Raw genomic sequence first — 25,782 nt, 5'->3', positions numbered from 1 at the left:
CTCTTTTAATTGTTATTTATTACTAATTTAATTTAAATATGCTTCATTTATTAATAATTTAGCATCTACATCACGATTTTCTTGAGCAGCATAACCAACTTTAACCTCTTCATTATTTAATAAGTCAGCTTCTTCTCTCAAAATAGAATCGATATAATTTTTCGCCTTATCCTTACCTTCATAAGGGAAAATTATTGCTTTATTACTATTTAAAGTATCATAGATATAAGTATAAGGAGGTAATTTACTAAATAATATATCTTTTACATCATCACTTAATACATTTTCTTTATCGAATATAGCAATTGAAATATCAAAATTAAAACCTTGTTTTTTATTATCAGCTAATTCAGAATTTAAGAAATCTTCTAAATTATTAGATAAGTCTCCAAGTTGAGAATCAAATTGACTTGCCGTTTTAACGTACTCAACAGCATTTTTTGCTTCTTCTAAACTAAAGTGCCTAATCGCATCACTAATTTCTGAATCAAATGGCAAGGACTCTTCAATCTTTGGTTGGCCTTGATCAATATAATCAAGAGCAGAATTGATTTTTTCATCATCATAAGCATTTAACCTATCGATGGTATCATCATTTAAATTGGTTAAGAAATCATAGTCTAGGGCATCTAAACCTTGATTAATTTCTTCATCAGGATAACAACTTAATCTATCAAGAGTTTTTTCATTTAACTTGGTTAAGAAATCATATTCTAAAGTATCTAAGCCTTTATTAATTTCATCATCACTAAAATCTAATAGTCTATCAACAGTCTTAGGTTGTAAGTTAGGAAGAACAACTGAATTAGGAGTTTCGACATCAGGAGCTCCATCATCGATGTAATCCAAACCGACATTAACTTGAATACTATTATATTCTTCTAAGCGTAATAAGGTATCTTTATCTAAGTTTTCAAATACTTTTGCTCTTGGATCAGCTGGCTGTGGACAACCCATATAAACCCATTCAATTGCTTTAGTGACTAAATCATTTTCTAATTGGGAAAGAGCATGTAAATTAGCTTCATCTATGTTCTCTAAGTTTGCATAAAGTGTACTTCTATTTATAAAGTTTAGAGCCATAGTAGCTTCACGTTGTGATAATAGTTTTATCTTTTCTATAGTATCATTATCCAAATTATTTAATACAACTGCATTCTCGATAGGCAGAGGCGAACCATCTTCAATCCATTTAAGAGCCTTAATTGCTTCATTTTTAGATAAGGAAAAAATCTTATCAGTTAGTTCTTTATCAAAAGGTGATACAACTTTATTAATTGATTCACCTAATTCATAAGTATCTAACATTTTAATAATCTCAGCTTTATCATATTTTTTTAATCGAGTAACAATTTCGTTATCTAAATAATCAGTGTAGGAATAAGTATTAGTGGCTGTTGGATTGATTGGCGTGAGATTATTAGGATTAACCTTCTCAGATGGATCATCACTAATAGTATTAAAAAGTGGAGCGTCATAACTGTTTTTGGGAAGTAAATCTTCACCGTTGTCTTCATTCCTATCTTCTTTAGATGCAATTATTGAACCAAGTTCAATGAAAGCTAATCCAATTAAGACAGGCAACAAATATATTAAAAATTGATAAATTTCCTGTGATTTTAAATCATATATAGGAACTAAATATTTTATAGAAAAAAATCCTAATGCAAGAAAAATTACAATAGAAATTAAAATTGAAAAAAATATATTCCTAACATAGCCTGTTCGTTTTGACATTATTACCTCCACCTGAGTCTTTACAATAATATATGCAGCCATTATTATTTATATTATATAGGATGGCGTGAACCATGACAATAAAAATCTTCCAAATATTAACAATAAGTACACTAATTTCTTATTCTATTTTAATTATTGTAGCTTCTGACATAGGAATTATACATTATAAGAATTTTAAAAGCAACAACAGTGAAGAAAAAAAGATAAATTTAGAGATAGAGAATGAAATAGAAAACTTAAAAATTGAAAGAGAAGCACTAGAATCGCATGAAAACGTACTCGACTTAGCATTTGAATTAGGTTATGTCAATACTGGCGATAAAATTTTATATTTAGAAGAGAAAGAAGAAGAAAATATAATCAAAAACGATAATAAGCCTATTTTAAAAAATAAAAAAAAATCTAAAAATTATTTCGAAGGCTGGAAAAACTACCAATTTTTCTTATTATCAATACCTATTGGTATTGCATTTACACTTTGTTATTTAATAATATCTAGAAAAATGGAGAACAAAAATGAATGATGAAAATTCTGAAGTCCTATATATTGAACAAGAAAAAACATTTGATAGGACAATAGAGCAATTAAAAAACGACCAAGTTATAGTATTACCTTGTGATACAATTTATGGTTTATGTGCTAAAATGGGAAAAGCTGAAAAAACTTTAAGGAATATCAAAAATAGAGAAGAGACAAAACCCTTCTTAATTTTAGCCACTCTAGAGCAAGCTAAAGAATTGTGTTTTGTACCACAAGAAATTTTAGATTTGTGGCCTTGTCCTCTAACTGCTATTTTAAACAAAAAAGAGGGTGGAACTTTAGCCATTCGAGTACCCTCCGATCCGTTCTTACAAGCAGTATTAGTAAAGCTCGGCTCCCCAATTTATTCTACTAGTGTAAATGAAAGTGGTCATTCTTATCTGACCAATATAATGGATATAATTTTAAATTACAAAAACAGAGTTCCAACATTTATTGTAGATAGCCAAATGCAAGGAAACACACCTTCAACATTAATTGATGCTACAAACAAACCTTTTAAAATATTAAGACAGGGGAAATACAAAGTTCCAGAGAATCTTTTACATTAAAAAAAATCACCAAGCTACAAAAGTAGTAAGGTGATTTTTATTACTATAATATAAACAAATTAACTAAGAGCTCTAGCTTCCATGTAATAACGTTTTTCATTAGCCTCTCCCATAGAGAAAGTTTTTCTAGGTAAGGCTTTATCTTTAATTATAGCATCAAAGAAAGTATGTTTTGAAACATCAGGCATTAATAAAGCAATATTATTGTCTTTAGTTCCAAGATCAATTGTATCTTTAAAACCATGGATATAATCTAAAGAACATAATTTGTTTTCAATAATTTCATCAAGAATTAATTGAATAGTTCCTGCGGCAATAGCAGCATCAGGAGTATTTAATTTATATAACAATAAACCATCTTTTTTAGAAGCAAAGCCAAAAGTTTGACCTTCAACACTATTAATAGCTTTTTGTAATTCTTCATTTGAGTTATATTGTGTAACTTCATAGCTACTACAATGATTAGATAACAATTGCTCAAACTTATCCTTATCAAAATTAAATAATACTCTATGAATAGGCTCAAACTCTAATCCTTCATCATGAATATTTTCAATCTCAACTAAAGCAAATCTAGCTTTATGAGTAGCTTTTTCTTCTTCACTTAGATTTTTCTTAATATCTTCCCAACAACTCTTTGCAGTAGCTAAAGAATGGTTTCCATCTCCCATGGCAAATAAAAGAGGATTAGAAGAATCTAATTTATTATATAAGCCTTCTAGAGCAGTTGCTAATTGTTCAAAAGCTTCATCACCATTTATCAAATAACCTTCTAACCTTCCACCATTTTCCATTAATGGAGTATCATAGACCTTTGTCAAAGAATCTAAATTTTTAGTAAAAGGTTCAATTAAAGTTCTCTTAGCATCATTGATTAAAACCATGATATGAGGAAGTTCTAGTGGAGCATTTTTTCTAATTTTCTTTCTGGGAGGAATTCTTGAGAGAATAGTTCCTTCAGTTGCTCTAATTAAAGATTTTGAATCAGCACTAAAATCATATTTTTCTAAATCTAGAGCACCAACTAATCCCCATCTATGAGTATTGTTTACACTTCTTTTTACTAAGAAAAAACAGTTTTCATAAGTAGTGAAAATACCATTTTCAACATATTCTTTCATTTTAGAATTAATACTATCTATAACCTCATCTTCATTTCCATCTTCAAGATAAACTTCAGGGAAAATTAAATCTAAGGTACTTGGATTAGAGCCTACATTATCTTTAACTCTTTTCCAATAATCTCTATCTGAAGTATATTGATCACAAGCAACAACAGCCCATTTTTCTAATGATATTCCTCTTTTAGGAATCATAATATCTGCAGGATTAAGTGCTAAGGCACTTAAGCGTTCTTTAGCTGACGACATAAAATTATCCTCTCTTTATAATTTTTCTGCATTTATAGTACATTACATATATTAGTTTGACAACCATTATTTTTGTAATATATTATTTTTTTTGTATTATACTTAAATTATAGATAATAAAATTAATAAATATTTCAAAAAAAACGCAATAAAATATAAAATATATAAATAGTCACAACAAGTAATATATAAAAACAAAAATCATTTTTAAATTTTTAGTTTATTAGAGTTTATAATTAAGATAAAATCATTTATTATATAAATACAAGAGTTAAAAACATAAAAGGATAGAAAGATGAGAGCAATAATAGTCACAAATGGTAATGCCCCCTTATCACTTCCTCCTGATTTTGCAAAAGATAGTGATTTAATAATTGCTGCAGATGGAGGATTAGAAATCGTTGAGATTTTAGGGCTTGATTGTGATATGGCCATCGGTGATTTTGATTCATTAAAAAAAGTTGAGTTATTAGATAATATAAAATATCAAAGATACGAAAGAGATAAAGATTTTTCCGACACAGAACTAGCAATACTTTATGCTAGAGACCAAGGTTGTGACGAATATATTCTCCTTGGAGGAGGAGAGGGTAGAATGGATCACTTACTTGGAATTTGGGGAATATTTAAAAACTATGGGCCCCCTATCTGTTGGCTAACTAGAAAAGATGCACTTTATCTAGTAAAAAATAAAAAAACATTTAAAACAAGCATTGGAGAGACAGTTAGTGTAATAAACGCTATCATAGGCTCTAAAGCAATTGTAACTTGTGAAAAATTAAAATGGCCTTTAAAAAATTTTATTGTTACAAGCAATCATTTTTCACTCTCAAATGAAGCAATCAACGGAAATTTAGATGTTGAGTGCACATCAGGAAGTGTTTTTGTATCTTTTTTACAACCTAGGGATGAAATATAAATGTTAGAATCTAGAAGAGTTTTAGAATTAGGAAATCGTGTACATTGGTATATAATTTGGCTAAGCCTTGGTTTATTTATTTATTACACTCTAGGCTTATCATATGATGTAGATAACGAGTACATGATATTTGTTTCTAAAATGCTCTCAATTTTATTATTTTTTTCATTAGTCTTTGGAATATGGATATTAATATATGCCTTATCCTTATTTTTTAAGGATAAAATCTTCCCAACTAGGATTTTCTTATTTAATCTATTGAGAATTTTATTTATTATAGTGCTTGATATATCGTATTCATTCATAGTGAATATAGCCGGTAAAACAATAATTATATAAACAGAGGAACAAAATGGATAAAATCAGTGCACTTCGAGGAGCAACAACAGTTGAGAAAGATGATCCTATTGAAATTGAGAAAAGCGTAAAAGAATTATTTGAGAAGTTATTAGAATACAATAACTTAAGCGAAGAGGATTTAATCAATGTAAATTTTACAATTACATCTGATTTAAAGAGTAAAAACCCAGCAGCTGCGCTTAGAAAAGCAAATTACTGCAATGATGTTGCTTTATTTTGTTCTCAAGAGCCAGAAATAGAAAACATGCTAGAAAAGGTTATTAGGATTATGATTCTTTGCTATAAAGATAAAAGTCAATTAAAACATGTATATTTAAATCGAGCATCTCTTCTTAGAAAAGAATATGCAATAAACGAAAATAAATAATTAAATAAATAAAAACATTTGATTAAAATAAATTAAAAGGCACTTAAAAGATAAAAAAAATCTTTATTAAAGTGCCTTAATTTTTTATATGTGAGGCTATATCAGCATTTGGAGATAAAAAAAGCCACCTGTCAGATTCGAACTGACGACCCCGAGATTACAAATCACGTGCTCTGGCCAGCTGAGCTAAGGTGGCAAAAGAAATAAAAATAATATATAGCCACCTGTCAGATTCGAACTGACGACCCCGAGATTACAAATCACGTGCTCTGGCCAGCTGAGCTAAGGTGGCGAACAATTGGGAATATACAAAAGATGGGCTTTGGTGTCAATAGAAAACAAAAAAATAATTATTTTTTTTAAATTATTGGCTATTTATCAATTATTTTACCTAAAATACTGATAGTAAAGTAACCTATACAATTGTTTAAAATAAAAAAACAGTTGAGTTATCTCATTATTATATGATAGTATCAAACAATAAGAGAAAAATTAATGAATAGAAAAAGTGTAATTATTATTTTTACTATGTTATTAGTTGTTTTCATCGGATTTTATACATTTACAAAGTCATATCAAGAACTTGAAAATAGTATAGACGATGAAAGAGTTCAATACATTGGTGAAATAGAGAAACAATTAGTAAGTAGATCAAATGAAATTAGAAGCGATATTTCCTCTAAATTACTTTTTCTATCTATATTGCTCAAAACTAATAAACCAAGCACTTTCGAGGAAACTAAGGCAAATTATGCTACCTTAGATACTAATAACGATTCTCTACTAGTTTTAGTTGATGAAAATGGTCATTGCTACAATGTCGATGGTTCATTATTTGAATTACAAAATGACAATCTATTAACTTCATTAATTATAAATAACGAAGAAATCTCTAGTTTTGAAAGACTGGCAACAGGACAAAATTATCTAATTACAGGCCAACCCATAGATCATTTTTACGTAGATGGTTTAAAAATTGTAGCTTTAATGTTTGCAACAAGTGAGAGTTCTTATAGAGAGAGAATGACACTACCATTATTTGGAAACTACGGAATGTCCTTTGTTTGTGACTATATGGGACGTTTGTTAATAAGTCCTCAAAAAGATGATTATAATATCATGGGCTATAATCTTTTTGCATCGCTTAAAGAATTAAACGTTGATGAAGAGACAGTTGCAAGAATAGAAGAAGACTTTTTTTTAGGAAAAAGTAATTATCATTATTTCCAATTAGATGAAAGATGGTTAATTCAATATGAATCTTTTAATAATGGGAAAGAATATATAATAAGCTTAATACCAGTTTCAATTGTATCAAATAGATTAATAAATGATGTTACAAGAACTTTGAGATTTGCTTATTATGTAATATTCTCAATTGTTTTATTAATATTAATACTTGCCATAGTTATTTATAAAATAATTGCTCAAAGAAATAGAACAAAGTTTGAATCTGAAGTTAGGGAGAGGGCAGCTCAAACTAGAAGTGAATTCCTCTCTCAAATGAGTCATGATATGAGAACACCACTCTCTGCTATTGTTGGTATGACCCAAATTGCTAAAGAAAACATTAACGATGCAAAAATAATGGAAGATTCATTAGCTAAAGTAAACTCTTCTGCAAACTACATGCTAGAGATAATTAACGATATATTAGATTTAAGCAAACTTGAAAGTGGAAAGTTTAATTTAAATATTGAACCATTTTCATTAAAAGAATTAATTTCTCAAATAGAGATAATAAATCAACCTAAAGCAAGTGAAAAAGATTTAGACTTCAATTTCAAATATAACTTTAATCAAGAACTTTGGTACAAGGGAGACAAATTAAGAATGTCTCAAATATTAATGAATTTAATTTCCAATGCAATTAAATTTACTCCTAAAAAAGGTTCTGTCGATATAATAGTCCAAACTGAGGAATTTGATACAAATACAGACACAATAACTATAATTGTAAAAGACACTGGAATTGGAATGAGTAAAGAATTCATGAAAGATTTATTTACTCCATACATTCAAGAAGATTCAAGCACATCCTCAGTTTATGGAGGGTCTGGTCTAGGCTTAACAATTGTAGATAGCTTAGTCAAACTGATGAATGGTTCAATTAAAGTATTGAGCGAAAAAGGCCTAGGTTCTGAATTTATAGTTAAAATAAATTTAGAGAGAGTTTCAAATTCCTTTACCCTTCCATCATCAGTTTGTGAGAATATAGATTTTACATCATTAAGAGTTCTATTTATAGAAGATCATCCAATCAATCGCCTCATAGGAGAAAAACAACTACAGAGTTTAGGAATGAAAGTAGAATCGGCTGAAAATGGAAAAATAGGTTTAGATATGTTTTTTAAACATCCTACTAATTATTATTCTTTAATTTTAACAGATATCCGAATGCCTATTATTGATGGATATCAAGTAATTAAACAAATTAGGGCCACAGAAAGAGAAGATCATAAAATACCAATAATAATCATGAGTGCAAACGCAAAGGATGAAGGCGCAAAAATTGATTCAGATGTTCAAGCAATTTTATGCAAGCCAGTAGATATAAAAGAATTAAAGGATTCAATATGTCAAATCTTAGCAAAGTAAAAATTATTGGAATTACAATTTTATTATTAACTTTAGTTTTATCATTTTCAAAGTATACACTAAGTTCTTCAAATGAAAATAAAAGCCAAATTACGATATTTGTAGATTATGATATTAATGAAGGCACAAAAGAATGGTTATTTTCTCTAAAAAATCAATTTCCTGAATATAATTTTTCATTTATTACAAACATAGTAACAAATGAGAAATATTTTATAGATTCAATGATGCAAAACAATTTTGACTGCGATATAATAATCTCTAAATATATAGAAAAAGACAGCACTACTAATTTAGCAAATCTCGCAGGCAAATCATTTTTTCCTTCCTCATCTTTTAATTCATTAAAAAAAATGGACCAGAATGGGAAAATATATTTAATCCCTTTTACCGATACAAAAAAGTATATATTAATCAATAAAGTATTCTTTGAAAAAAACAATTTACCAATACCAACAAGTGGAAAGGATTTATTAAATATTATCCCTAAACTTAAAAACTTTCCAAGCTCCGTATATTTTGACTACAATAGCGACACTTCATTAGCCAATTCTCTTTTTGATTATGCTTTCTCACTTACAGATGGTTTAACAATAAAAGGCTTTAAATGGGCTCAAGACTTGGAAACTGGAATAGCAGATGTAACAAGCTTTGATTTAACACAAACCTTTGATTTTATGGACAACTTTAAAAACATATCATTAGAACAAATAGACGCTCAAAATGATAATTTTAGTGAGGCTTTAGAGCGTTTTAAAAATGGAGAGATCGGAATATTTGAACTAACTACAAATGATATAGATCAAATAAAACCATATTTTACTTCTGATATGGTTGCTCTTCCATATTATTCATCATTAGACAACAAAAACTACGTCATATCTGAAAATCAAGTTTATATAGGTGTAAACAATGATAGCATGAGAGATAAAAAAGAAATTTTAGATACAGTTTTATCTACAATACTTGGAAAAGTAGGTGATACTGAAATTATATATGAAGAAAATAGTATATATACACCTCTAGTGGGTCTCTCAACTTCTGTATACGATACTTATTATAAATCAGTTATTCCACATGAAAAAAATCAAATAGTTGAATTGCATAATTTTGAACGTGGAAAGGAATACTTAACAACTGCAGTAGAGCAATATTTAGCAGGTAAAATAGATAGAAATGAATTTAAAAATTATTGGCAACAAGACGTTTTAGTCAGTAGATTTGAATTGAATAAAGTTGCATTAGCTAATACCCAATCTGATTTGTCTCCAAAAGAATGTTCAATGATAATAGCTAAATCGATTTACGATGAAGTAGATTGTGATATATCAGTTGTCACAGTTAGCTCGCTTATGGAAGACTTAACTCAACTAGAATCGATGTACTCCTCTTCGCCGTATTACATACAACAAGGCGATATTTATTGGGAAGACATATACAACATAATTCCCCCAAACAAAAATGCTGATTTATTTGATTCAACCAATCAAAAAATACTTTATTCAATCTTTACAGGTGAACAATTAATAGATTTTTTAAATACTTATGCTACCTCAATAGTTTATTATGGTGTTAAAAAGATAAACGATGATTATTATATCATCAAAAAAGATGGATCTATAGAACAGATTCTTCTCGATGGTTATTACAATTTTATAACTAATTCAAACTTTTATATTGATGGATTTGATCTCCCTAATCCAATTTTATACGATAAAACTGTAATTGATTGTTTAAATAAATGGATAATTGAAAATAATAATATATCCACTCAATCGATATTCACTTATACAATCATAGCAAAATAAGCAATTTATAAAAGTTTTTTATAAATAGATATGTATAAATATTTTTTTTTATAAAAATTATGATATAATTAAAGGTAATTGAGAAAAAATAATTATATTTCATAATGCAGGAAATTTTAAAAATATACAGAAATTGAATATTTTTTGAGTTTTTTTAAAAATTGGTTGACTAAATTAGTAATATTATTTATATTCCTACTTGTCTGAATGACACGGGGAGGTTCCCGAGCGGTCAAAGGGGGCAGACTGTAAATCTGTTGGCTCCGCCTTCGAAGGTTCGAATCCTTCTCTCCCCAATATAGTAGGTCTTCTCTTATGAGAAGACCTATTTGCTTTAATCTGAGAGGTTATATGAGCACTTTTTATAAAAAAGGTCTTGAATTTGAATGTCAAGGTTGCAATTATTGTTGCAGTTGCGAACCAGGTTATGTATTTCTTAGTGAAGAAGATCTTCGAAACCTCTGTAATCATTTTTCAATGGATGAAGATACATTTATTAAAACATATTGTAGAAAAATATCCATTGGTTTTGGATATAGAATTAGTCTTTTAGAAAAAGAAAATTTTGATTGTATATTTTTAACAGATAAAGGATGCAGTTGTTATGAAAGTAGACCTTTACAATGTCGAACATACCCATTTTGGCCCAATATTATTGAATCACGTGAAGCCTGGGAAGAAGAGGCCAAAACTTGTCCCGGTATAAATAAGGGGAAAAAAATAAAAATCAAAGAAATTAAGCATAACTTAGATTTAATGAACAATTTTGTATCTAAGATAATTCAATAGGAGAAAAAGTGCCAAAGATATCACAGCAAACAATAGATAAAATAAAAAATAAAATATCTTTATCTCAATATATTTCTCGCTATGCTGATGTAAAACACAAAAGAGGTAGCGATTATGTTTGTTGTTGTCCTTTCCATGAAGAAAAAACACCTAGTTTTTATATCCATGATGATAAACAATATTTCCATTGTTTTGGTTGTGGAGTTAGTGGGGACATCTTTAAATTTGTTTCATTATATGATCATCTGAGTTGGTATGAATCAATTATAAAGATAGCTGATGAAATTGGAGAGCCCTTAGATTTTGATACAAAAAAATCAAATACAAATTATAAGCAAAAAACTGAATATTATTCTTTATATGATCGTTGTAGAATCTTTATGCATAACATTCTTTTTTCTGAAATAGGTAAAACAGGAATAAATTATCTACAACAGAGACATATTAATAACGAAATGATTGAGAAATTTTCTCTAGGATATTTACCAAGTTATCCTGGATTTTTACATAGCAGAATCAAAGCTAGCAGTGACTATAAAGATGATTTTTTAAATAATAGTGGAATTTTTTATAAAGGTTCAAAAGATTCCCTTTTTGATGGAAGGCTAATATTCCCTGTTAGAACTTGGGATGGAAAAACCGTTGCTTTTTCTGCTAGAGATTTATCTGGTATATCTAAAGCAAAATATAGAAATTCGCCAGAAACATTAATTTATTCAAAAAAGAATAATTTATTTGGAATTTATGAATCTCTAGAGGCTTTAAAAACTAAAAAGAAAGTGATAATTTGTGAAGGTAATTTCGATGTTATTGCCTTACATCAAGCAAATATAGATTATGCTGTTGCATCCTTAGGCACTGCATTTACACCAGAGCAAGCAAGATTACTCAGTAGATACGTAAATCAAGCAACAGTTTTATTCGATAATGATGAAGCTGGAATTAAAGCAACTGTTAAAACATTAAACATTTTACAGGCACAAGGGATATCAAATTACGTCATAAATTTGACAGAATTTAACGATCCTGCCGAAATGTTAGAAAAAAGAGGGGAAGAGGGATTAAAAAAAGCGCTATCTAATCCAACAGAAGGGTTTATGTATCTTGTCAATAATGCAATAAAATTATATGATATAAAGAATTCGAAAGGTAAAGATGAAATTTTTAAATATGTGAAACCCTACATAGATGCTACATCTTCTGAAATTGAAAAAGATTCTTTACTTCAGAGATTAGCAGAAATGCTTAAAGTACATCACAATAGTGTTATTAAACAATATAACAAAGAAAATGCTAATAAGATAGTACATGGGAGAAAAGATAATGTTAAAATTGACATTTTACCATTAACAAAAGATAGGTTTAATTTAGATTTGTTTTTAATGTTGGTTATAGTAAATAACAGAAAACATTTTAAACAATTTCGAAAAAATATAACAACAAACGATCTCAAGGATGAGGAGGCAATATCATTATTTAATATATTAGAGGATTATTTTAGATTAAATGATGAAGATTGTGGAAATGATTATTTCTTGCAGCTTATTCAAGACCCACAAATAAAGGCAGATGTTTCATCTTCCTATTACATGGAAGAATTTAAAGAAAAATACTGCATACCACAAATTAAAGAAGGGATAAATAGAATAAGACTGAGAAGTCTAGAAGCTGAAAAAAAGAGATATGAAGAGATATTAGAAATAGCTCAATCTTCGAATGATATCGAAAGCATAAAAATGTTATTAAAAGATCAAATCTTATTAGATCGAGATATCGCAGAATTAAGGGGCAAATTAGTCCCGAAAACCAAACTATAAGGAAAAACTAAAGAATGCTGGATAAAGACTTTCTTTTAAATTTTGGATTATTATACAAAAGTGCTAGTGATGACAATTCAACATCAAAAAGTACTTTTCAATCAAAAAAAGCTGATAAAAAAGCTAAAAAAGTTTCTGAAGATAATGAACTAGAAGTACCTTTGAAATCTGACCTTTCAATAGAAAACAGAGAAATCCTTGAAGAGATACTTACTGAAATCGAAGTTGAACCTGATGAATCTGCTTTTAATGAAGTAGAAGAAGATCCTGATGATGATGCTTTTGTTAAAGATGATGTAGACGATGAAGAAGATGAAGATGAGGAAAGTGAAAGTGATGATGAGGACGAGGATGAAGAAGATGCAATCTTAGACTCAACAGATATCTCAGCTTTTTCTTTCGACTCTGAAGATACAGTAGGTTCAAGTGAAAAAGTTTTCGATATAAATTCAATTGGAAGCAGTAGCTCAGCTACAGCAAAAGAAGAAAAAAAATCAACAGTATTAACTAATTCAAAAGGTGATGTTGATGATCCTATTCGATTATACTTAAGAGAAATTGGTAAAGAAAAGCTTTTAACTGCTGAAGATGAAGTTATTCTTTCAAAAAAAATGGAAGAAGGAAATGCTATTATTCTTGAAGTAATAAAAGATAATGGTATCTTAATTTCTTTCTTTATAGACATTATTAAAAAATTAGAAGCTAAGATTGATGAAACAGAGATGGAATTCTCTCAAAAAGAACTAAAAGAGCTATATGCTGAACAAAAAAGATACAATCAGTATTACAGAGAGCAATTAAATCCTTTTAAATCATTGATAAAAGAATATCAAAGTATGAAAGAAGACTTAATTTCTAAAGGTCAAGATTTCTTAAAAGATAGTAAATTACAAAAGAAAAGAGTAAAACTTTTTGCTGCTTTAAATAATGTGGATTTACAACCTGAAGAGTTAACAGCTTTTACAGAAAGATATGTTAATGCAGAATTATCAATTGTTGAATTGATGGATTTAATGCAAAGTTTACAAAACAAATTAAATATTACATCCACCAAAGAGTTAAGACAACTAGGAAGAGACTTAGCTACTAGATCAAAGAGTAAGTTGATTGAAGAAGAGTTAAATATGAGTGCTTATGAAATAAAAGAACTTATATCAACTTATCAACAAACTGAAAAAACGTTAAAAGAAATTGAACAAACCTTTGAAGCTCCTAGAAATGAGATATTAGAGCAAGCTGTTGTAATTAAACGTGGTAGAAAAATGATGAAAACAGCTAAGGATAGATTAATCAAAGCTAATTTACGTTTAGTTGTATCAATAGCAAAAAAATATACAAACAGAGGCTTACATTTCTTTGATTTAGTACAAGAAGGAAATATTGGCCTAATAAAAGCTGTTGAGAAGTTTGAATATCGTAAGGGCTACAAATTTAGCACATATGCTACTTGGTGGATTAGACAAGCTATTACAAGATCTATTAGCGACCAAGCACGTACTATTCGTGTACCTGTTCACATGATAGAACAGATCAACAAAGTTGTTCGTGAATCTCGTTTATTGATGCAATCTTTAGGAAGAGACCCTTCAGATGAAGAAATTGCTGATAGACTTGGATGGGATGAAAAGAAAGTTAAAACTGTTAAAAATGTTGCTAGAGAACCAATATCTTTAGAAACACCTGTTGGAGAAGAAGAAGATTCATTATTATCTGATTTTATTGAAGACAAAGATGTAGAAAATCCAGCAACTCAAACAGCTTACAGACTTTTACAAGAACAACTATTAGATGTATTACATACATTACCAGCTAGGGAACAAGAAGTATTAAAAATGAGATTTGGTATTGATGGAGGATATTCATTAACACTAGAGGAAGTTGGATTATACTTTGGTGTAACTAGAGAAAGAATCAGACAAATTGAAGCAAAAGCTCTAAGAAGATTAAGACATCCCAAAAGAGCTAAACAATTGAAAGATTTTATAAACACCTAGGTATTTGATAAGTTAAATTATATTTATTGTAATTAATAAGAATATTCTTGATAATAAATATTATTTATGATAACTTTTATACCTATGTGAATTAAGATATCGTAGGGTATATTCATATATTAAAACTCATTAATTATGAGATAAGATTAGATTTCAGGAGAAAGTGATGCAAAAAGAAGTATTCACAAAGCTAGCAAAACTTCAAGATAGCTTAAAAGCGAAATTTCGCGTAGAAGAAGAGATTAAACAACTTCCACATGATTTAAAAATAAAAAAAGCACAACTTGATAAAATAAGAAGTGATTTTGATGAATTAAATTTAAATGTTCAAACTATTGAAAAAGAATGTAAAACTCTTCGTTTTGAATATGATAATGCTGTAGTTGCTCATGAAAATAATCAAAAACAGATGGAAGTCATTTCAACTCAAAGAGAATTTGAAGCTTTAGAAAAGCAAATTAGTGATTCACATATCTTAGAACAAAACTTATTAAAACAGTTACATGCTAAAGAAAAGTCTTTAACTGAATTAAAAGAAGAACTAGAATCAAAACGTGCAGTTCTTGAAGAAATTGATGCAGAAGTTAAAGAAGAAGAAGCTAAGCATGACCAAATTTTAGTAGATAAATTAAATGAAAAAAATAGTTTAGAAGAAGAATGTAACAAAATTGTAGAAGATTATGAAATCTCTCCTGATCTATTTAAAAAATTCTCAAGCATCGTAAAAAACAAAGAAGGTTCTGGTATTGTACCAATTCACGATAACGTATGTGAAGGTTGCCACATGCTTTTACCAGTTCAATTTGTTAACGATGTAAGAAGTTTAGAAAAGATAGAATTCTGTCCTTATTGTTCTCGTGTTCTTTATTATGAAGAAACAGCACTAGCACCAGATACAGATACTATGGAAATCGAGGAAGGTTCATTAACAACATTTGCTGATGAAGATGAATTTGACTTAGATAATATTTAGTAAATTATATTATTTTATAGGTTTTCTAGATAATCGCGTGCAGTTTTTTCTGTATGAGGAAAGTCCGGGCTCCACAGGACATAATGCCGGGTAACACCCGGGAGCAGTAATGCTACAGATAGCGCAACAGAGAGCAAACCGCCCATATTTAATATGGGTAAGGGTGAAACGGCGAGGTAAGAGCTCACCGCATGAATGGTAACATTTCATGGCTAGGCAAGCCTCATTAGGAGCAAGCCCAAGCAGTGAGTAAAGTGGTCCGCTTAATTCTCACGGGTAGGGTGCTAGAGATTTATAGTAATATAAATCGTAGATAGATGATTATCGTTATACAGAACCCGGCTTATTGAAAACCTATTTTTCTTCTTTTTTGATTAAATCCCAAACTCTATTTAACTCATCAACGTTATCTGGAGATATTGGGATTTTTTTATCGTCACAAATTTCTTTAACTTTATTAAACCTATCTTTAAATTTATTTGTAGCTCTTCTTAGTGCTACCTCTGGTCTAACTTTTAAAAATCTAGATAAATTAATTACAGACAATAGTAAATCTCCAAGTTCATCCTCAAGAGCATCCTTATCTTTGATAGAATCAGCCTCAAGGACTTCATTTAGCTCTTCAATTACTTTTTCAGCAACTGCTTGTTTATTATCCCAATCAAAACCAACTTTACTTACTTTTTTCATGCATTCATACGAATATTCTAATTGAGGTAAAGAAGAGGGAACCTTAGTAAAGAAATCATGTAAATCATCATGACGATGTTCTACATTTTTTTTAATATTATCCCAGATATTGATAACTTGATCACTATGAAGTGTTTTATTATCGTACTTTGATTCAAATACATGAGGATGACGTCTAATCAATTTAGCACATTCTTCATTAATACATTCAATCAAGTCAATATCTTTATAACCTTGATGAATTGTAAACAACATAATAATATTGGTTAACATATCACCAAGTTCTTCAGATACATTATCTAGATCTTTATTATTAATAGCATCTATATATTCATAAGTTTCATCTATTAAATAAATAGCAAAATCCTTGTTAGTTTGTTTTTTATCCCAAGGACATCCGTTTTCACTTCTTAATAGCTCTGTAATCTTTTTTAATTGAGATAGGGCACTAGTCAAATCTGTTTCATTCTTTAAATTAAATTCAATCATGAATATAGATTAATTAGATTCAGATAAAAAATAAAGATAAATAGAAGAAAAAGATAATAAAAATAATTCTAGTTAACAGAATATATATTATTTACAAAAAAAATAAATAATATTACAAATCAAAGCTACCTAAATATTGTAAATCGCTCCAAAAAATATTAGTAAATTCACCTGTAACATTTAAAGCTGCAAACACAGCAATTTTATAATCACTATAATTATCATAATATGAAGAATCTTCATCGTCATTAAATACGTAATCGTAATCTGTATCAGTGTCAAGTTCAGAGATGTTGTCATTTGAAATAAAAGTATCACCATTATATCGCTTTAAAGTTAAATTAGTACCATAAATTGATGCTAATTCCTCTGAACTATTTAAATAGTAATATATATTTGATGTTTCTGTAAAATCAAAATAAATATTATTATCTGAATCTGTAACTTGCGTGATTGAAAATGTAGCTGTCACATCTTCATCATACTCCATACTACCATCTATCGTAGCTAAATAATAAGGCACATCTTGATCTAAATCATCATATGTAAACTTAAATAATTTTATCTCACCGTCTAGGTATGAAACACTTAATACTTCAGGATCATTTGCTAAATAACGACCAGGTAAATCTGAGTATGTAGATTTAAACGAAGGAGTAATTTTTGAAGCATAAGTATTATCAGTAATATCATCTAACATACTTGCTGAATAAATTGAATAAAAATAACAAATCGATGGTGAATCTTCTGTTTGATAAGCACTATCGATGTTAAAAGTAATTGTTGTAGTAATAACATCAGAATCAGAATCTGAATCATCTGGATTGTCAAATATATAATAAGATGCTGACTCATCTTCCATTTCTTCATCATACATATATAAATTAGTTGGAATACCACAAGAAACAATAAATAACAAAGACACACAAATAGTAACAACTCTACTAAATTTTATGTGTCTTTTCTTTAAAATATATCTATAAATCATGTTTAATAGTTCAATAAACTATTTTTTGCAAGTTTTCCGTATTCTGAATTTGGGAATTGGTCAGCTAGCTGTTGGAATTGTCCTTTAGCTAATTCTGTATTTCCTTGTTTTTCATATATACGGGCTAAAGTAAACATTGTTTTAGGTGTCTCAGCAGCATCATTACCATAAGTATCAATCAATTGTTGACAATATTCAACTGCTTTTGCATCATCACCTAATTGTTCAGCACATACAGCAGCATTGCTTAAAGCTAAAGATCCCATGTAAGTTCCTTCGGCTTCTTCAGATATCTCTACAAAACGATCAAGAGCTGATTGATAGTTTTCATCGCTAAAATCTTTTAGCGCTAGAAGATATGAAGCTTTGTACCCTACATAGCCTTTTTCATTTTCGAGAGCTTCTAAATCAGCGACAGCTTTATCTAAGTCTTGTTGATAAGTCTCAGATGATTCATCTGCACTAGTTGCGCTAGCAAATTCAGTTTGAGCTATCTCTAAAGCATCGAAATTTTTCATTTCTTTTTTATTTGAAGCAATATTTACGATACCTATTACAATTAGAACTGCAATAACAGCAATAAAAATATATAAAAGGAATTTTGAATTTTTACTCAAAAAGGTTGAAACACGACTCTCAATAATCTCTGTTTTATCGTTATCGAAATTATCTTTATTACTCATTAATAAACTCCCTTTTAGGAAATGTTAAACAGGCGGAATTACCGCCTGTCATTAACTTTGCCGATTTAGTTTTCGTCTTTTGAAGCCATTAAATCTGCAAATGTGAAAGTATCCTCTTCATCATCATCGCCATGTATATACTTAGCAATTTCAGATTGTTGTGAACGCTTAATCATTTCTTTAATAGAAAGTGAAAGTTTTTGAGTATTTGGATTACATTCAATAACCATAGCTGTAACAGGATCACCAACATTGTATTTTTTCAATACATCGTCTGTGAATTCTTCATCTGGTCCAACAAGATTATATTTACTTATTAATCCTTCAATATCACCAATAACTTTTACAAATACACCGAACTCAGTTACGTTAGAAACTGTACCTGAAATCTTACTGTATTTTGGATAATCCTTTCTAAGTACTTGCCAAGGATTTTCTTCAAGTTTTTTAACACTTAAACGAATTCTTCTGTTTTCTGGTTCTACTCTAGTTACAACAACATCAATAGAATCACCTTCTTTACAGAAAGAAGACATGTTTTTAATTCTCTTTGTCCAAGAAATATCATCAATATGTAAGAAACCGTCAATTCCTTCTTCTAGATTAATGAAAGCACCACTGTTAGTAATTTTAACAACAGGTTTATTCAATGTCATTCCTACTGGGTATCTTTCAGCAATTGTATCCCAAGGATTTTCTAATAATTGTTTTAATCCTAGAGAAACTCTTTTCTTATCTAAATCATAACCAAGAATCTTAGCATTAACAACATCACCAATTTTTAAAATTTCTTTAGGATTGTTTACTCTCTTAGTCCATGATAATTCTGAAATATGAGCTAAACCTTCTACACCAGGTTCAATTTCAATAAATACACCGAAACTTGTTAGTTTAGTTACTGGAGCAGTAATTACATCATCAACATGATATCTTTGTTCAAATGTTGACCATGGATCTTCACTCATGTGTTTTAAACTTAAATTAATTTTTTGAGAATCTGGATCAATGTTAATCAAACGTAGTTGAACAACTTGACCTTTTTTTACAAAATCTTTTGGTCTTGTAACATGACCCCAACTCATATCATTGATATGTAATAAACCGTCAAAACCACCTAAATCAATAAATGCACCAAATGAAGTAAATGATTTAACAACGCCTTCTACTACATCACCAATTTTAACTGTTGAGAAGAATTGATCTTTATTTTCTTTTATCTTCTTCTCTAGGTATTCTCTTCGTGATACAACGCTTTTTAATTTAGTTCCTGCATGGAACTTATCAATTACAAAATAGTCAGTGATTCCAATTAATGTTTCTGGCTCTTCAACGCGAACTACATCCGCTTTTGATAATGGGCAGAATCCTTTGTAGTCTCCACCTAAATCAACCTCAAACCCACCTTTGATTACTTTAATAAAAGTACCTTCGATAGGAGTCCTACCCTCAGCTGCTTTTCTTAATTCATCAGTGCGTTCTTTGACATCTGCTCGTTTTTTTGAAACGACGATTTGACCATGTTTTCCTTCTTTCGAAACAATAACAACACTCACATTATCACCAATTTCTGGTAATTCTTTGAATTCACTGCGAGAAATTTTACCCTCGCTCTTGTAACCGACGTCAACAAAAACATACTCGTTATTTACCTGAACCACAGTTCCGGTCACGAGCTGACCGTCTTCGATGCCATCAAGAGATTTAAGATACTCCTCCTGCATTAATTGCATACTGGTTTTCTTTTCTTCAATTTCACTCTCGTTAGCCACTTGCTTTCTCCTGATCCTAAATTCCTATATTTATCGCAAATCTTGCGCTTTTATAGCTTTTATCACTTTCTCACAAACTTGCGTAATGGTCAAGTACGAAGTGTCAATAATTATTGCATCATTTGCAATCTTTAAGCTTCCTACTGGTTTTTCTTTATCATTTTTATCCCTCTTTTTTATTTCGGATAAAATGGTTTCAAAATTTTGACCATCTGGGTGTTGATTGAACCTTCTTCTAGCTCTAATTTCTGCATTAGCATCAAAGTAGAATTTGAAATCTGCATTAGGGAAAACAACTGTTGTAATATCCCTTCCTTCAGCTATTATATCAAGCCCTTTTGCTATGTCTTTAATCGTAGAATTTACTATTTCTCTAATTCTAGGATCGACACTAACTTGGGATACATATTTATCTACCTTCGCTGTGTGTAATTTATCTTCAACATCAACACCATCAACACAAACTTTTGAGTTTTTTACACTAATTTTAATATCTTTTGCAGTCTTTAAAACTGCATCTTGATCTAAAATATCCTCATTCCTTTGTTGGTGGGCATAAGTTATTGCTCTGTAAAATGAACCAGAATTTAAATAATATAAATTCAATTTTTCAGCTAATAAAGCCGCTATTGTACTTTTTCCAACTCCTGCAGGTCCATCAATTGCAACAACCATATACTACTTCCCCTTACCTATTTTAATACTTTTTGAACTCTTAGCATTTTCACCTGCTAACAATCTTTCAATTTGTTTATAATTTAGTTGGCGATATTGTCCTGGCTCTAAATCTCCTAATTCAATATTACCTATTCTAATTCTACATAATTGCTTAACTTCATAATCAAAATAACTAAAAATCTTTCTTATTTCTCTATTTTTACCTTCAGTTAAAACAATACGTGTCCAAGTCTTTGTTAAAAGCTGAAAACTTTTAATTTTATAGGGTTGTTTTTGATCAATATAAATACCATCTATGGCTTTTAAAAGATCAGCTTTTTTTACTTCTCTATCTGTAGAAACTAAATATTCTTTCTCTATTTGATGTGATGGATGCATAATTTTATTTGCAACATCTCCATCATTTGTATATAAAATTAAACCAGTAGATTCTTTGTCCAAACGACCTATGTGATATAGTAAATGCCAGTCGTTAATATTAATCAATTCACGGGCATATAATTTTTCATTTGGATCAAAATTTGTACATACATAACCTTTTGGTTTATGTAGTGCAAAATAATATGATTTATCAATTGGTTCAACTGTTTCATCGTCTAATTGAACAACATCATCTCTATCAACTTTAGTGCCTAATTCTGTAACTCTTTTTGTATTAACCCTAACTCTTCCAGCTGTAATTAATGTTTCACAAAATCTTCTACTTCCACAACCACTTTTAGCTAGGTACGCTTGCAGTCTTATTGGATACTCTATTTTCAAACTTTACTCCTCAGTAATTTCTTCTTCATCCATGAACCTTGATTTATCTATATCTGATAACTTTGGTAGTTCACTTATACTTCTTAAATTGAATTCTAGCAAGAATTTCCTAGATGTTCCATACAAACAAGGGTGCCCTGGAACATCTTTCCTGCCTATTACTTTAATATATTCTCTATCTCTTAATAACCTAACTATAGTATCACTTGAAACACCTCTAATATTGTCTATTTCACGTCTAGTTATAGGTTGACTATATGCAACAATTGAAAGTGTTTCAAGAGCGGCTTTACTAAGCCTTTTATCAACTTTTTTACCATAACATCTTCTAAGTTCTTTGTGTAAATCTTTTGATGGTAAAAATTGATATCTATCATGTTTATTACTTAATGTAATTCCATGCATATAATATGTAAAATGTTCATTTAATTCATCTAATGCACTAAATAATTCATCTTCTGTTAAAGATGTCATTTTTAAAAGTCTTTCTTTACTGACACTATCATTTTCTAAAAATAAAATTGTTTCAACTAGTCTAGCATTTTTTGATAAAATTAATTCAGAATTATTATCTTTTGCGGATTTTTCACTTTTTTTTATATTTCCCATTCTCACTCATCATCCTCTAAATCAATTTCTTCAAATTCTCCAAGACCTATTAAATTATCTTTTAAACCTTCAACTTCTATTTCACTCTCATCTTCTTCTATCTTATCTGATTCATCCTCTTTTTCTACTTTTATAGAGTAATCATCTTTGTCTATTTCATCGTTTAAAGCATTTTCACTATATAAACCTTTTTCAATAGCTTCTTCGTACATTTCATCTATTAAATCAGCTTCTTCATCATTTATAGTTTCTATATTCCTTTTTCTTATAATTATTGTATCAAAAGGTACCTTTTGTTCAATAATTATCATTTTAAACTTACAAGCTTCTAATATAGCCATAAATGAACAAATAATGTGCAAAGGTTTATCTAAAAAAATAATTATATCTTCAATATGGATTTCTTCTTTAGATTCAAAGAGTTCATTCATTAAAGCTAATTTTTCATTAACTGTTACCTCTTCATATACATTAAAAACTTTTGTTGGAGAGATTTTACTTAAGATTGAAGTAAAAGTTTCTAACAAACTCTCTAAATTAATATTTTCAAATAGTTGTTGATCATCAAACGGTATCATAAATGATGACTTTTTTCTTTCAATAAAAAGTTCATCACTATTAGCTGTATTAGTTAACAACTCAGTATATTTTCTAAACTTCTGATATTCTAACAACTGTTGTACTAAATCTTGTCTTGGATCTTCATACTCCTCATCAAATTCAACTTCTACAGGAAGCAACATCCTACTTTTTATATACAATAAGTCAGCAGCCATTTTATAAAAATCTGAGAGTTGATTTAACTTAATACTTTCATTATTGTTTATATAATCTAAAAACTGTTCTGTTATTAATGCTATAGGAATATCATAAATATTGATTTGAGATTTCTGTATTAAATGTAGTAATAATTCTAAAGGACCTTCAAATGTAGGAATTTTAAAGAAATGTGAATCTTCATTAGGTTTGACTTCTATATTAGAATTTGCCATTAACTATCTCGCTTTCAATATTTTAAGTAATTATACAATTTTGTTAGTAAAATGTAAATTTAAAACCTTCATTAAAAATTATTTCTTTTTAACTTAAAAGTCAAATCTAAACCTTTTTATACTATAAAGTTAATAAAATCAAGCAATAAGATTAAAATCAAGCAATAAGATTAAAATAAATCAAATAAGGAAAAATTAAAAGAAAAAAAACTATTTTAAATCTTAAATAAAAACACCTCCCAATTTAAAAGTTAATAACAATTAACTTACTAGGAGGTATAGTTTTTTTTAATTTTTATTTAGTTTCTTTTTTATCCTCTTCCACTGGTTTAGGAAACATGATTTCTCTAAGCTTTTTATCTAGAAGTTCAACAATTTCTGGATTGTTAGTTAAAAATGCTGTTGCATTATCTTTACCTTGGCCAATCTTTTCATCGTTATAAGAATACCAAGAGCCACTCTTCTCTATTAAATCATATTTAATAGCAGCATCAAGAACACTTCCAATATAACTAAGGCCCTTACCAAACATTAAGTCCATCTCTACTTTCTTGAAAGGTGGAGCTACTTTGTTTTTTACAACTTTAACTCTAATTCTATTACCAATTATATTATCAGAACCTTTGCTTAAAGTTTCAATTTTTCTAACTTCTAATCTAACGGATGAATAGAACTTAAGAGCATTTCCGCCTGTAGTAGTCTCAGGATTTCCAAACATAACCCCTATTTTCATTCTAATCTGGTTGATAAAGATTATAGTTGTGTTGCTCTTTGACAATATTCCAGTCAACTTTCTTAAAGCTTGGCTCATTAGTCTTGCTTGAAGACCCATATGTGAGTCTCCCATATCACCATCAATTTCAGCTTGAGGAGTTAAAGCAGCAACTGAGTCAATAACAATTATATCAACAGCACCTGATCGAACTAGTTTTTCGCAGATATCTAAAGCTTGTTCTCCATTATCAGGTTGTGATATCCACAATTGATCAATTTGTACTCCTAAGGCACTAGCATAAGTTGGATCTAAAGCATGTTCAGCATCGATAAAAGCAGCAATTCCGCCTTTTTTTTGGGCTTCTGCAACTGCATGTAGAGCTAATGTAGTTTTACCACTAGATTCAGGACCATATATCTCAACAATTCTTCCTTGTGGGTATCCACCAATTCCTAAAGCTTCATCTAATAATAACGAACCACTAGAAATACTACCAATATCTAAAGAAGCACCTTTATCTCCGAGTTTCATCAGAGATCCTTTACCAAATTGTTTATCAATTGAAGCCCTTGTTGCTTCTAATGCCTCTCTTTTTTGTTTTTCATCTGTTGGATTGCCTAAAGTAGCTTCAACATTTTTTTTAGCCATTTATATTATCTCCTTTAGATATAATTCACTATTTATCTTATATTATAATATTTGTACAAATGCTTTAAAGATTTCCCTTCTCATACATTTCTTGTATGAAAGCATTTCTATCCTCCGCTCCAAAGAAAGCAGAACCTGTTACAACTACATCTATACCAACTTCACGTAATTTTTTTATATTATGTGTGCTAATTCCACCATCACAATTGATTTTATAATTATAGCCGTACTTTTCTTTTAATTGATGTAATTGCTTAATCTTATTTAAACTATAATCAATAAAAGTTTGACCACCAAAACCTGGATTTACACTCATTATTAATACTTGATCTACTTCACTTAAAATTGGTAATAATAAATCAACACTAGTTGCTGGATTAATTGATATACCAACATCTTTCTTATTTGCTTTAACCATCTGTAAAGCTCTGTGTACATGCTTAGTTGCTTCATAATGTATACAAATGCCATCACACCCAGCATCAGCAAATTGGTCTATATATTTTTCGGGATTTTCAATCATTAAGTGAGCATCAAAATATAAATCACTGTGCTTTCTTAAATCCTTTATAAATTTAGGTCCAAATGTAATATTTGGAACAAATACGCCATCCATAACATCTAAGTGAACCCATTTAGCTTTAGCACTTTTAATTGATTCAACTTCCGCTACTATATTTGAAAAATCAGCAGATAAAATACTTGGTGATACTATTAATTTATTCATGACATTAGGATATCATAAAGTAGAATTATATTGCAATTGTTTTATCATATTTATCTAAACTAATAATTCTATAAATTTTATAATTGTATTAAATAAAACAAAAACAAAAATAGCTTATTAATTAGAAAATAAATACAACTTTCAATTAGTAATCCTCATTGATTTTATATAAGATAATTTGATATACTTATTGCTATTATTTTTT

Annotated in this window: 23 protein-coding genes, 3 tRNA genes and 1 other RNA gene; 13 read left to right on the top strand and 14 right to left on the bottom strand. The window is 29.1% G+C overall.

Features of this window, described 5'->3' with window-relative positions; translation table 11 throughout:
- Positions 1 to 27 precede the first annotated feature (27 nt).
- Complete coding sequence (locus ACZ5SO_RS04240; RefSeq protein ID WP_464627030.1) at positions 28 to 1,737, bottom strand: hypothetical protein; 1,710 nt, start codon at positions 1,735 to 1,737, stop codon at positions 28 to 30.
- A gap of 74 nt (positions 1,738 to 1,811) precedes the next feature.
- Here ACZ5SO_RS04240 and ACZ5SO_RS04235 point away from each other — a divergent pair, with 74 nt between their 5' ends.
- Entirely contained in the window at positions 1,812 to 2,264 is a 453-nt protein-coding gene (locus ACZ5SO_RS04235) for a hypothetical protein (protein ID WP_464627028.1), read from the top strand.
- A complete protein-coding gene (locus tag ACZ5SO_RS04230) occupies positions 2,257 to 2,832 on the top strand; it encodes an L-threonylcarbamoyladenylate synthase (RefSeq protein WP_464627027.1) in 576 nt (191 codons plus the stop codon). Before ACZ5SO_RS04235 ends, ACZ5SO_RS04230 begins: the two co-directional genes overlap by 8 nt.
- A gap of 59 nt (positions 2,833 to 2,891) precedes the next feature.
- Here the strand turns inward: ACZ5SO_RS04230 and ACZ5SO_RS04225 are convergent, their stop codons facing one another.
- Positions 2,892 to 4,202, bottom strand: a complete 1,311-nt coding sequence (locus ACZ5SO_RS04225) for a DUF1015 domain-containing protein (RefSeq protein ID WP_464627025.1) — start codon at positions 4,200 to 4,202, stop codon at positions 2,892 to 2,894.
- 295 nt (positions 4,203 to 4,497) lie between these two features.
- On the opposite strand from ACZ5SO_RS04225, the gene ACZ5SO_RS04220 reads away from it, so the two are divergent.
- The 3 genes from ACZ5SO_RS04220 to aroH are packed head-to-tail and all read left to right on the top strand — an operon-like array spanning position 4,498 to position 5,848.
- On the top strand, positions 4,498 to 5,121 hold the full coding sequence (locus ACZ5SO_RS04220) for a thiamine diphosphokinase (RefSeq protein ID WP_464627023.1): 624 nt from the start codon (positions 4,498 to 4,500) through the stop codon (positions 5,119 to 5,121).
- Complete coding sequence (locus tag ACZ5SO_RS04215; RefSeq protein ID WP_464627022.1) at positions 5,122 to 5,460, top strand: hypothetical protein; 339 nt, start codon at positions 5,122 to 5,124, stop codon at positions 5,458 to 5,460.
- Between the two features lie 13 nt (positions 5,461 to 5,473).
- Positions 5,474 to 5,848, top strand: coding sequence for a chorismate mutase (gene aroH, locus ACZ5SO_RS04210; protein ID WP_464627020.1), 375 nt, complete (start codon positions 5,474 to 5,476; stop codon positions 5,846 to 5,848).
- A 122-nt stretch (positions 5,849 to 5,970) separates the two neighbouring features.
- On the opposite strand, the gene ACZ5SO_RS04205 is transcribed toward aroH, so the two are convergent.
- Both ACZ5SO_RS04205 and ACZ5SO_RS04200 read right to left on the bottom strand, forming a co-directional pair.
- Positions 5,971 to 6,044: transfer RNA gene (locus ACZ5SO_RS04205), tRNA-Thr, on the bottom strand.
- Positions 6,045 to 6,066: 22 nt separating this feature from the next.
- A tRNA-Thr gene (locus tag ACZ5SO_RS04200) sits at positions 6,067 to 6,140 on the bottom strand.
- Between the two features lie 203 nt (positions 6,141 to 6,343).
- Between ACZ5SO_RS04200 and ACZ5SO_RS04195 the strand changes: the two genes are divergently transcribed.
- The 8 genes from ACZ5SO_RS04195 (at position 6,344) to rnpB (ending at position 16,188) form a co-directional block, all read left to right on the top strand.
- A complete protein-coding gene (locus tag ACZ5SO_RS04195; protein ID WP_464627018.1) occupies positions 6,344 to 8,446 on the top strand; it encodes an ATP-binding response regulator in 2,103 nt (700 codons plus the stop codon).
- The gene (locus tag ACZ5SO_RS04190; protein WP_464627016.1) at positions 8,425 to 10,254 is read left to right on the top strand and encodes an extracellular solute-binding protein; all 1,830 of its coding nucleotides are present in this window, start codon (positions 8,425 to 8,427) and stop codon (positions 10,252 to 10,254) included. The genes ACZ5SO_RS04195 and ACZ5SO_RS04190 overlap by 22 nt, the downstream gene beginning before the upstream one ends.
- Before the next feature lie 214 nt (positions 10,255 to 10,468).
- A tRNA-Tyr gene (locus tag ACZ5SO_RS04185) sits at positions 10,469 to 10,550 on the top strand.
- Positions 10,551 to 10,605: 55 nt separating this feature from the next.
- On the top strand, positions 10,606 to 11,043 hold the full coding sequence (locus ACZ5SO_RS04180) for a YkgJ family cysteine cluster protein (protein WP_464627014.1): 438 nt from the start codon (positions 10,606 to 10,608) through the stop codon (positions 11,041 to 11,043).
- Positions 11,044 to 11,051: 8 nt separating this feature from the next.
- A complete protein-coding gene (gene dnaG / locus ACZ5SO_RS04175) occupies positions 11,052 to 12,860 on the top strand; it encodes a DNA primase (protein WP_464627013.1) in 1,809 nt (602 codons plus the stop codon).
- A gap of 14 nt (positions 12,861 to 12,874) precedes the next feature.
- On the top strand, positions 12,875 to 14,854 hold the full coding sequence (rpoD, locus tag ACZ5SO_RS04170; RefSeq protein WP_464627011.1) for an RNA polymerase sigma factor RpoD: 1,980 nt from the start codon (positions 12,875 to 12,877) through the stop codon (positions 14,852 to 14,854).
- A gap of 166 nt (positions 14,855 to 15,020) precedes the next feature.
- The gene (locus ACZ5SO_RS04165; protein ID WP_464627009.1) at positions 15,021 to 15,827 is read left to right on the top strand and encodes a zinc ribbon domain-containing protein; all 807 of its coding nucleotides are present in this window, start codon (positions 15,021 to 15,023) and stop codon (positions 15,825 to 15,827) included.
- Positions 15,828 to 15,844: 17 nt separating this feature from the next.
- Positions 15,845 to 16,188: RNase P RNA component class A (rnpB, locus tag ACZ5SO_RS04160), an RNA gene on the top strand.
- On the opposite strand, the gene mazG is transcribed toward rnpB, so the two are convergent.
- The 10 genes from mazG to rpe all read right to left on the bottom strand — a co-directional run bounded on the left by mazG (position 16,182) and on the right by rpe (position 25,577).
- Positions 16,182 to 17,006 (bottom strand): nucleoside triphosphate pyrophosphohydrolase, encoded by an 825-nt coding sequence (gene mazG, locus ACZ5SO_RS04155; protein ID WP_464627007.1) that lies wholly within the window; start codon positions 17,004 to 17,006, stop codon positions 16,182 to 16,184. The genes rnpB and mazG overlap by 7 nt on opposite strands.
- A 112-nt stretch (positions 17,007 to 17,118) precedes the next feature.
- Positions 17,119 to 17,994 (bottom strand): hypothetical protein, encoded by an 876-nt coding sequence (locus tag ACZ5SO_RS04150; RefSeq protein ID WP_464627006.1) that lies wholly within the window; start codon positions 17,992 to 17,994, stop codon positions 17,119 to 17,121.
- A 2-nt stretch (positions 17,995 to 17,996) separates the two neighbouring features.
- Complete coding sequence (locus tag ACZ5SO_RS04145) at positions 17,997 to 18,677, bottom strand: tetratricopeptide repeat protein (protein WP_464627005.1); 681 nt, start codon at positions 18,675 to 18,677, stop codon at positions 17,997 to 17,999.
- Positions 18,678 to 18,742: 65 nt separating this feature from the next.
- Positions 18,743 to 20,446 (bottom strand): S1 RNA-binding domain-containing protein, encoded by a 1,704-nt coding sequence (locus tag ACZ5SO_RS04140; protein WP_464627003.1) that lies wholly within the window; start codon positions 20,444 to 20,446, stop codon positions 18,743 to 18,745.
- 30 nt (positions 20,447 to 20,476) lie between these two features.
- On the bottom strand, positions 20,477 to 21,121 hold the full coding sequence (gene cmk / locus ACZ5SO_RS04135) for a (d)CMP kinase (RefSeq protein WP_464627001.1): 645 nt from the start codon (positions 21,119 to 21,121) through the stop codon (positions 20,477 to 20,479).
- A 3-nt stretch (positions 21,122 to 21,124) separates the two neighbouring features.
- The gene (locus ACZ5SO_RS04130) at positions 21,125 to 21,886 is read right to left on the bottom strand and encodes a pseudouridine synthase (protein ID WP_464626999.1); all 762 of its coding nucleotides are present in this window, start codon (positions 21,884 to 21,886) and stop codon (positions 21,125 to 21,127) included.
- A 3-nt stretch (positions 21,887 to 21,889) separates the two neighbouring features.
- On the bottom strand, positions 21,890 to 22,495 hold the full coding sequence (gene scpB / locus ACZ5SO_RS04125; RefSeq protein ID WP_464626997.1) for an SMC-Scp complex subunit ScpB: 606 nt from the start codon (positions 22,493 to 22,495) through the stop codon (positions 21,890 to 21,892).
- 2 nt (positions 22,496 to 22,497) lie between these two features.
- Positions 22,498 to 23,487 (bottom strand): segregation and condensation protein A, encoded by a 990-nt coding sequence (locus tag ACZ5SO_RS04120; RefSeq protein ID WP_464626995.1) that lies wholly within the window; start codon positions 23,485 to 23,487, stop codon positions 22,498 to 22,500.
- Between the two features lie 295 nt (positions 23,488 to 23,782).
- On the bottom strand, positions 23,783 to 24,850 hold the full coding sequence (gene recA, locus ACZ5SO_RS04115; protein ID WP_464626993.1) for a recombinase RecA: 1,068 nt from the start codon (positions 24,848 to 24,850) through the stop codon (positions 23,783 to 23,785).
- Positions 24,851 to 24,914: 64 nt separating this feature from the next.
- Positions 24,915 to 25,577 (bottom strand): ribulose-phosphate 3-epimerase, encoded by a 663-nt coding sequence (rpe, locus tag ACZ5SO_RS04110; RefSeq protein ID WP_464626992.1) that lies wholly within the window; start codon positions 25,575 to 25,577, stop codon positions 24,915 to 24,917.
- Between the last annotated feature and the right edge of the window lie 205 nt (positions 25,578 to 25,782).

Source organism: Pleomorphochaeta naphthae, from assembly GCF_055396005.1.
Note: the sequence above shows the minus strand (reverse complement) of the source record. Positions and strands in the feature narration are given on the sequence as shown.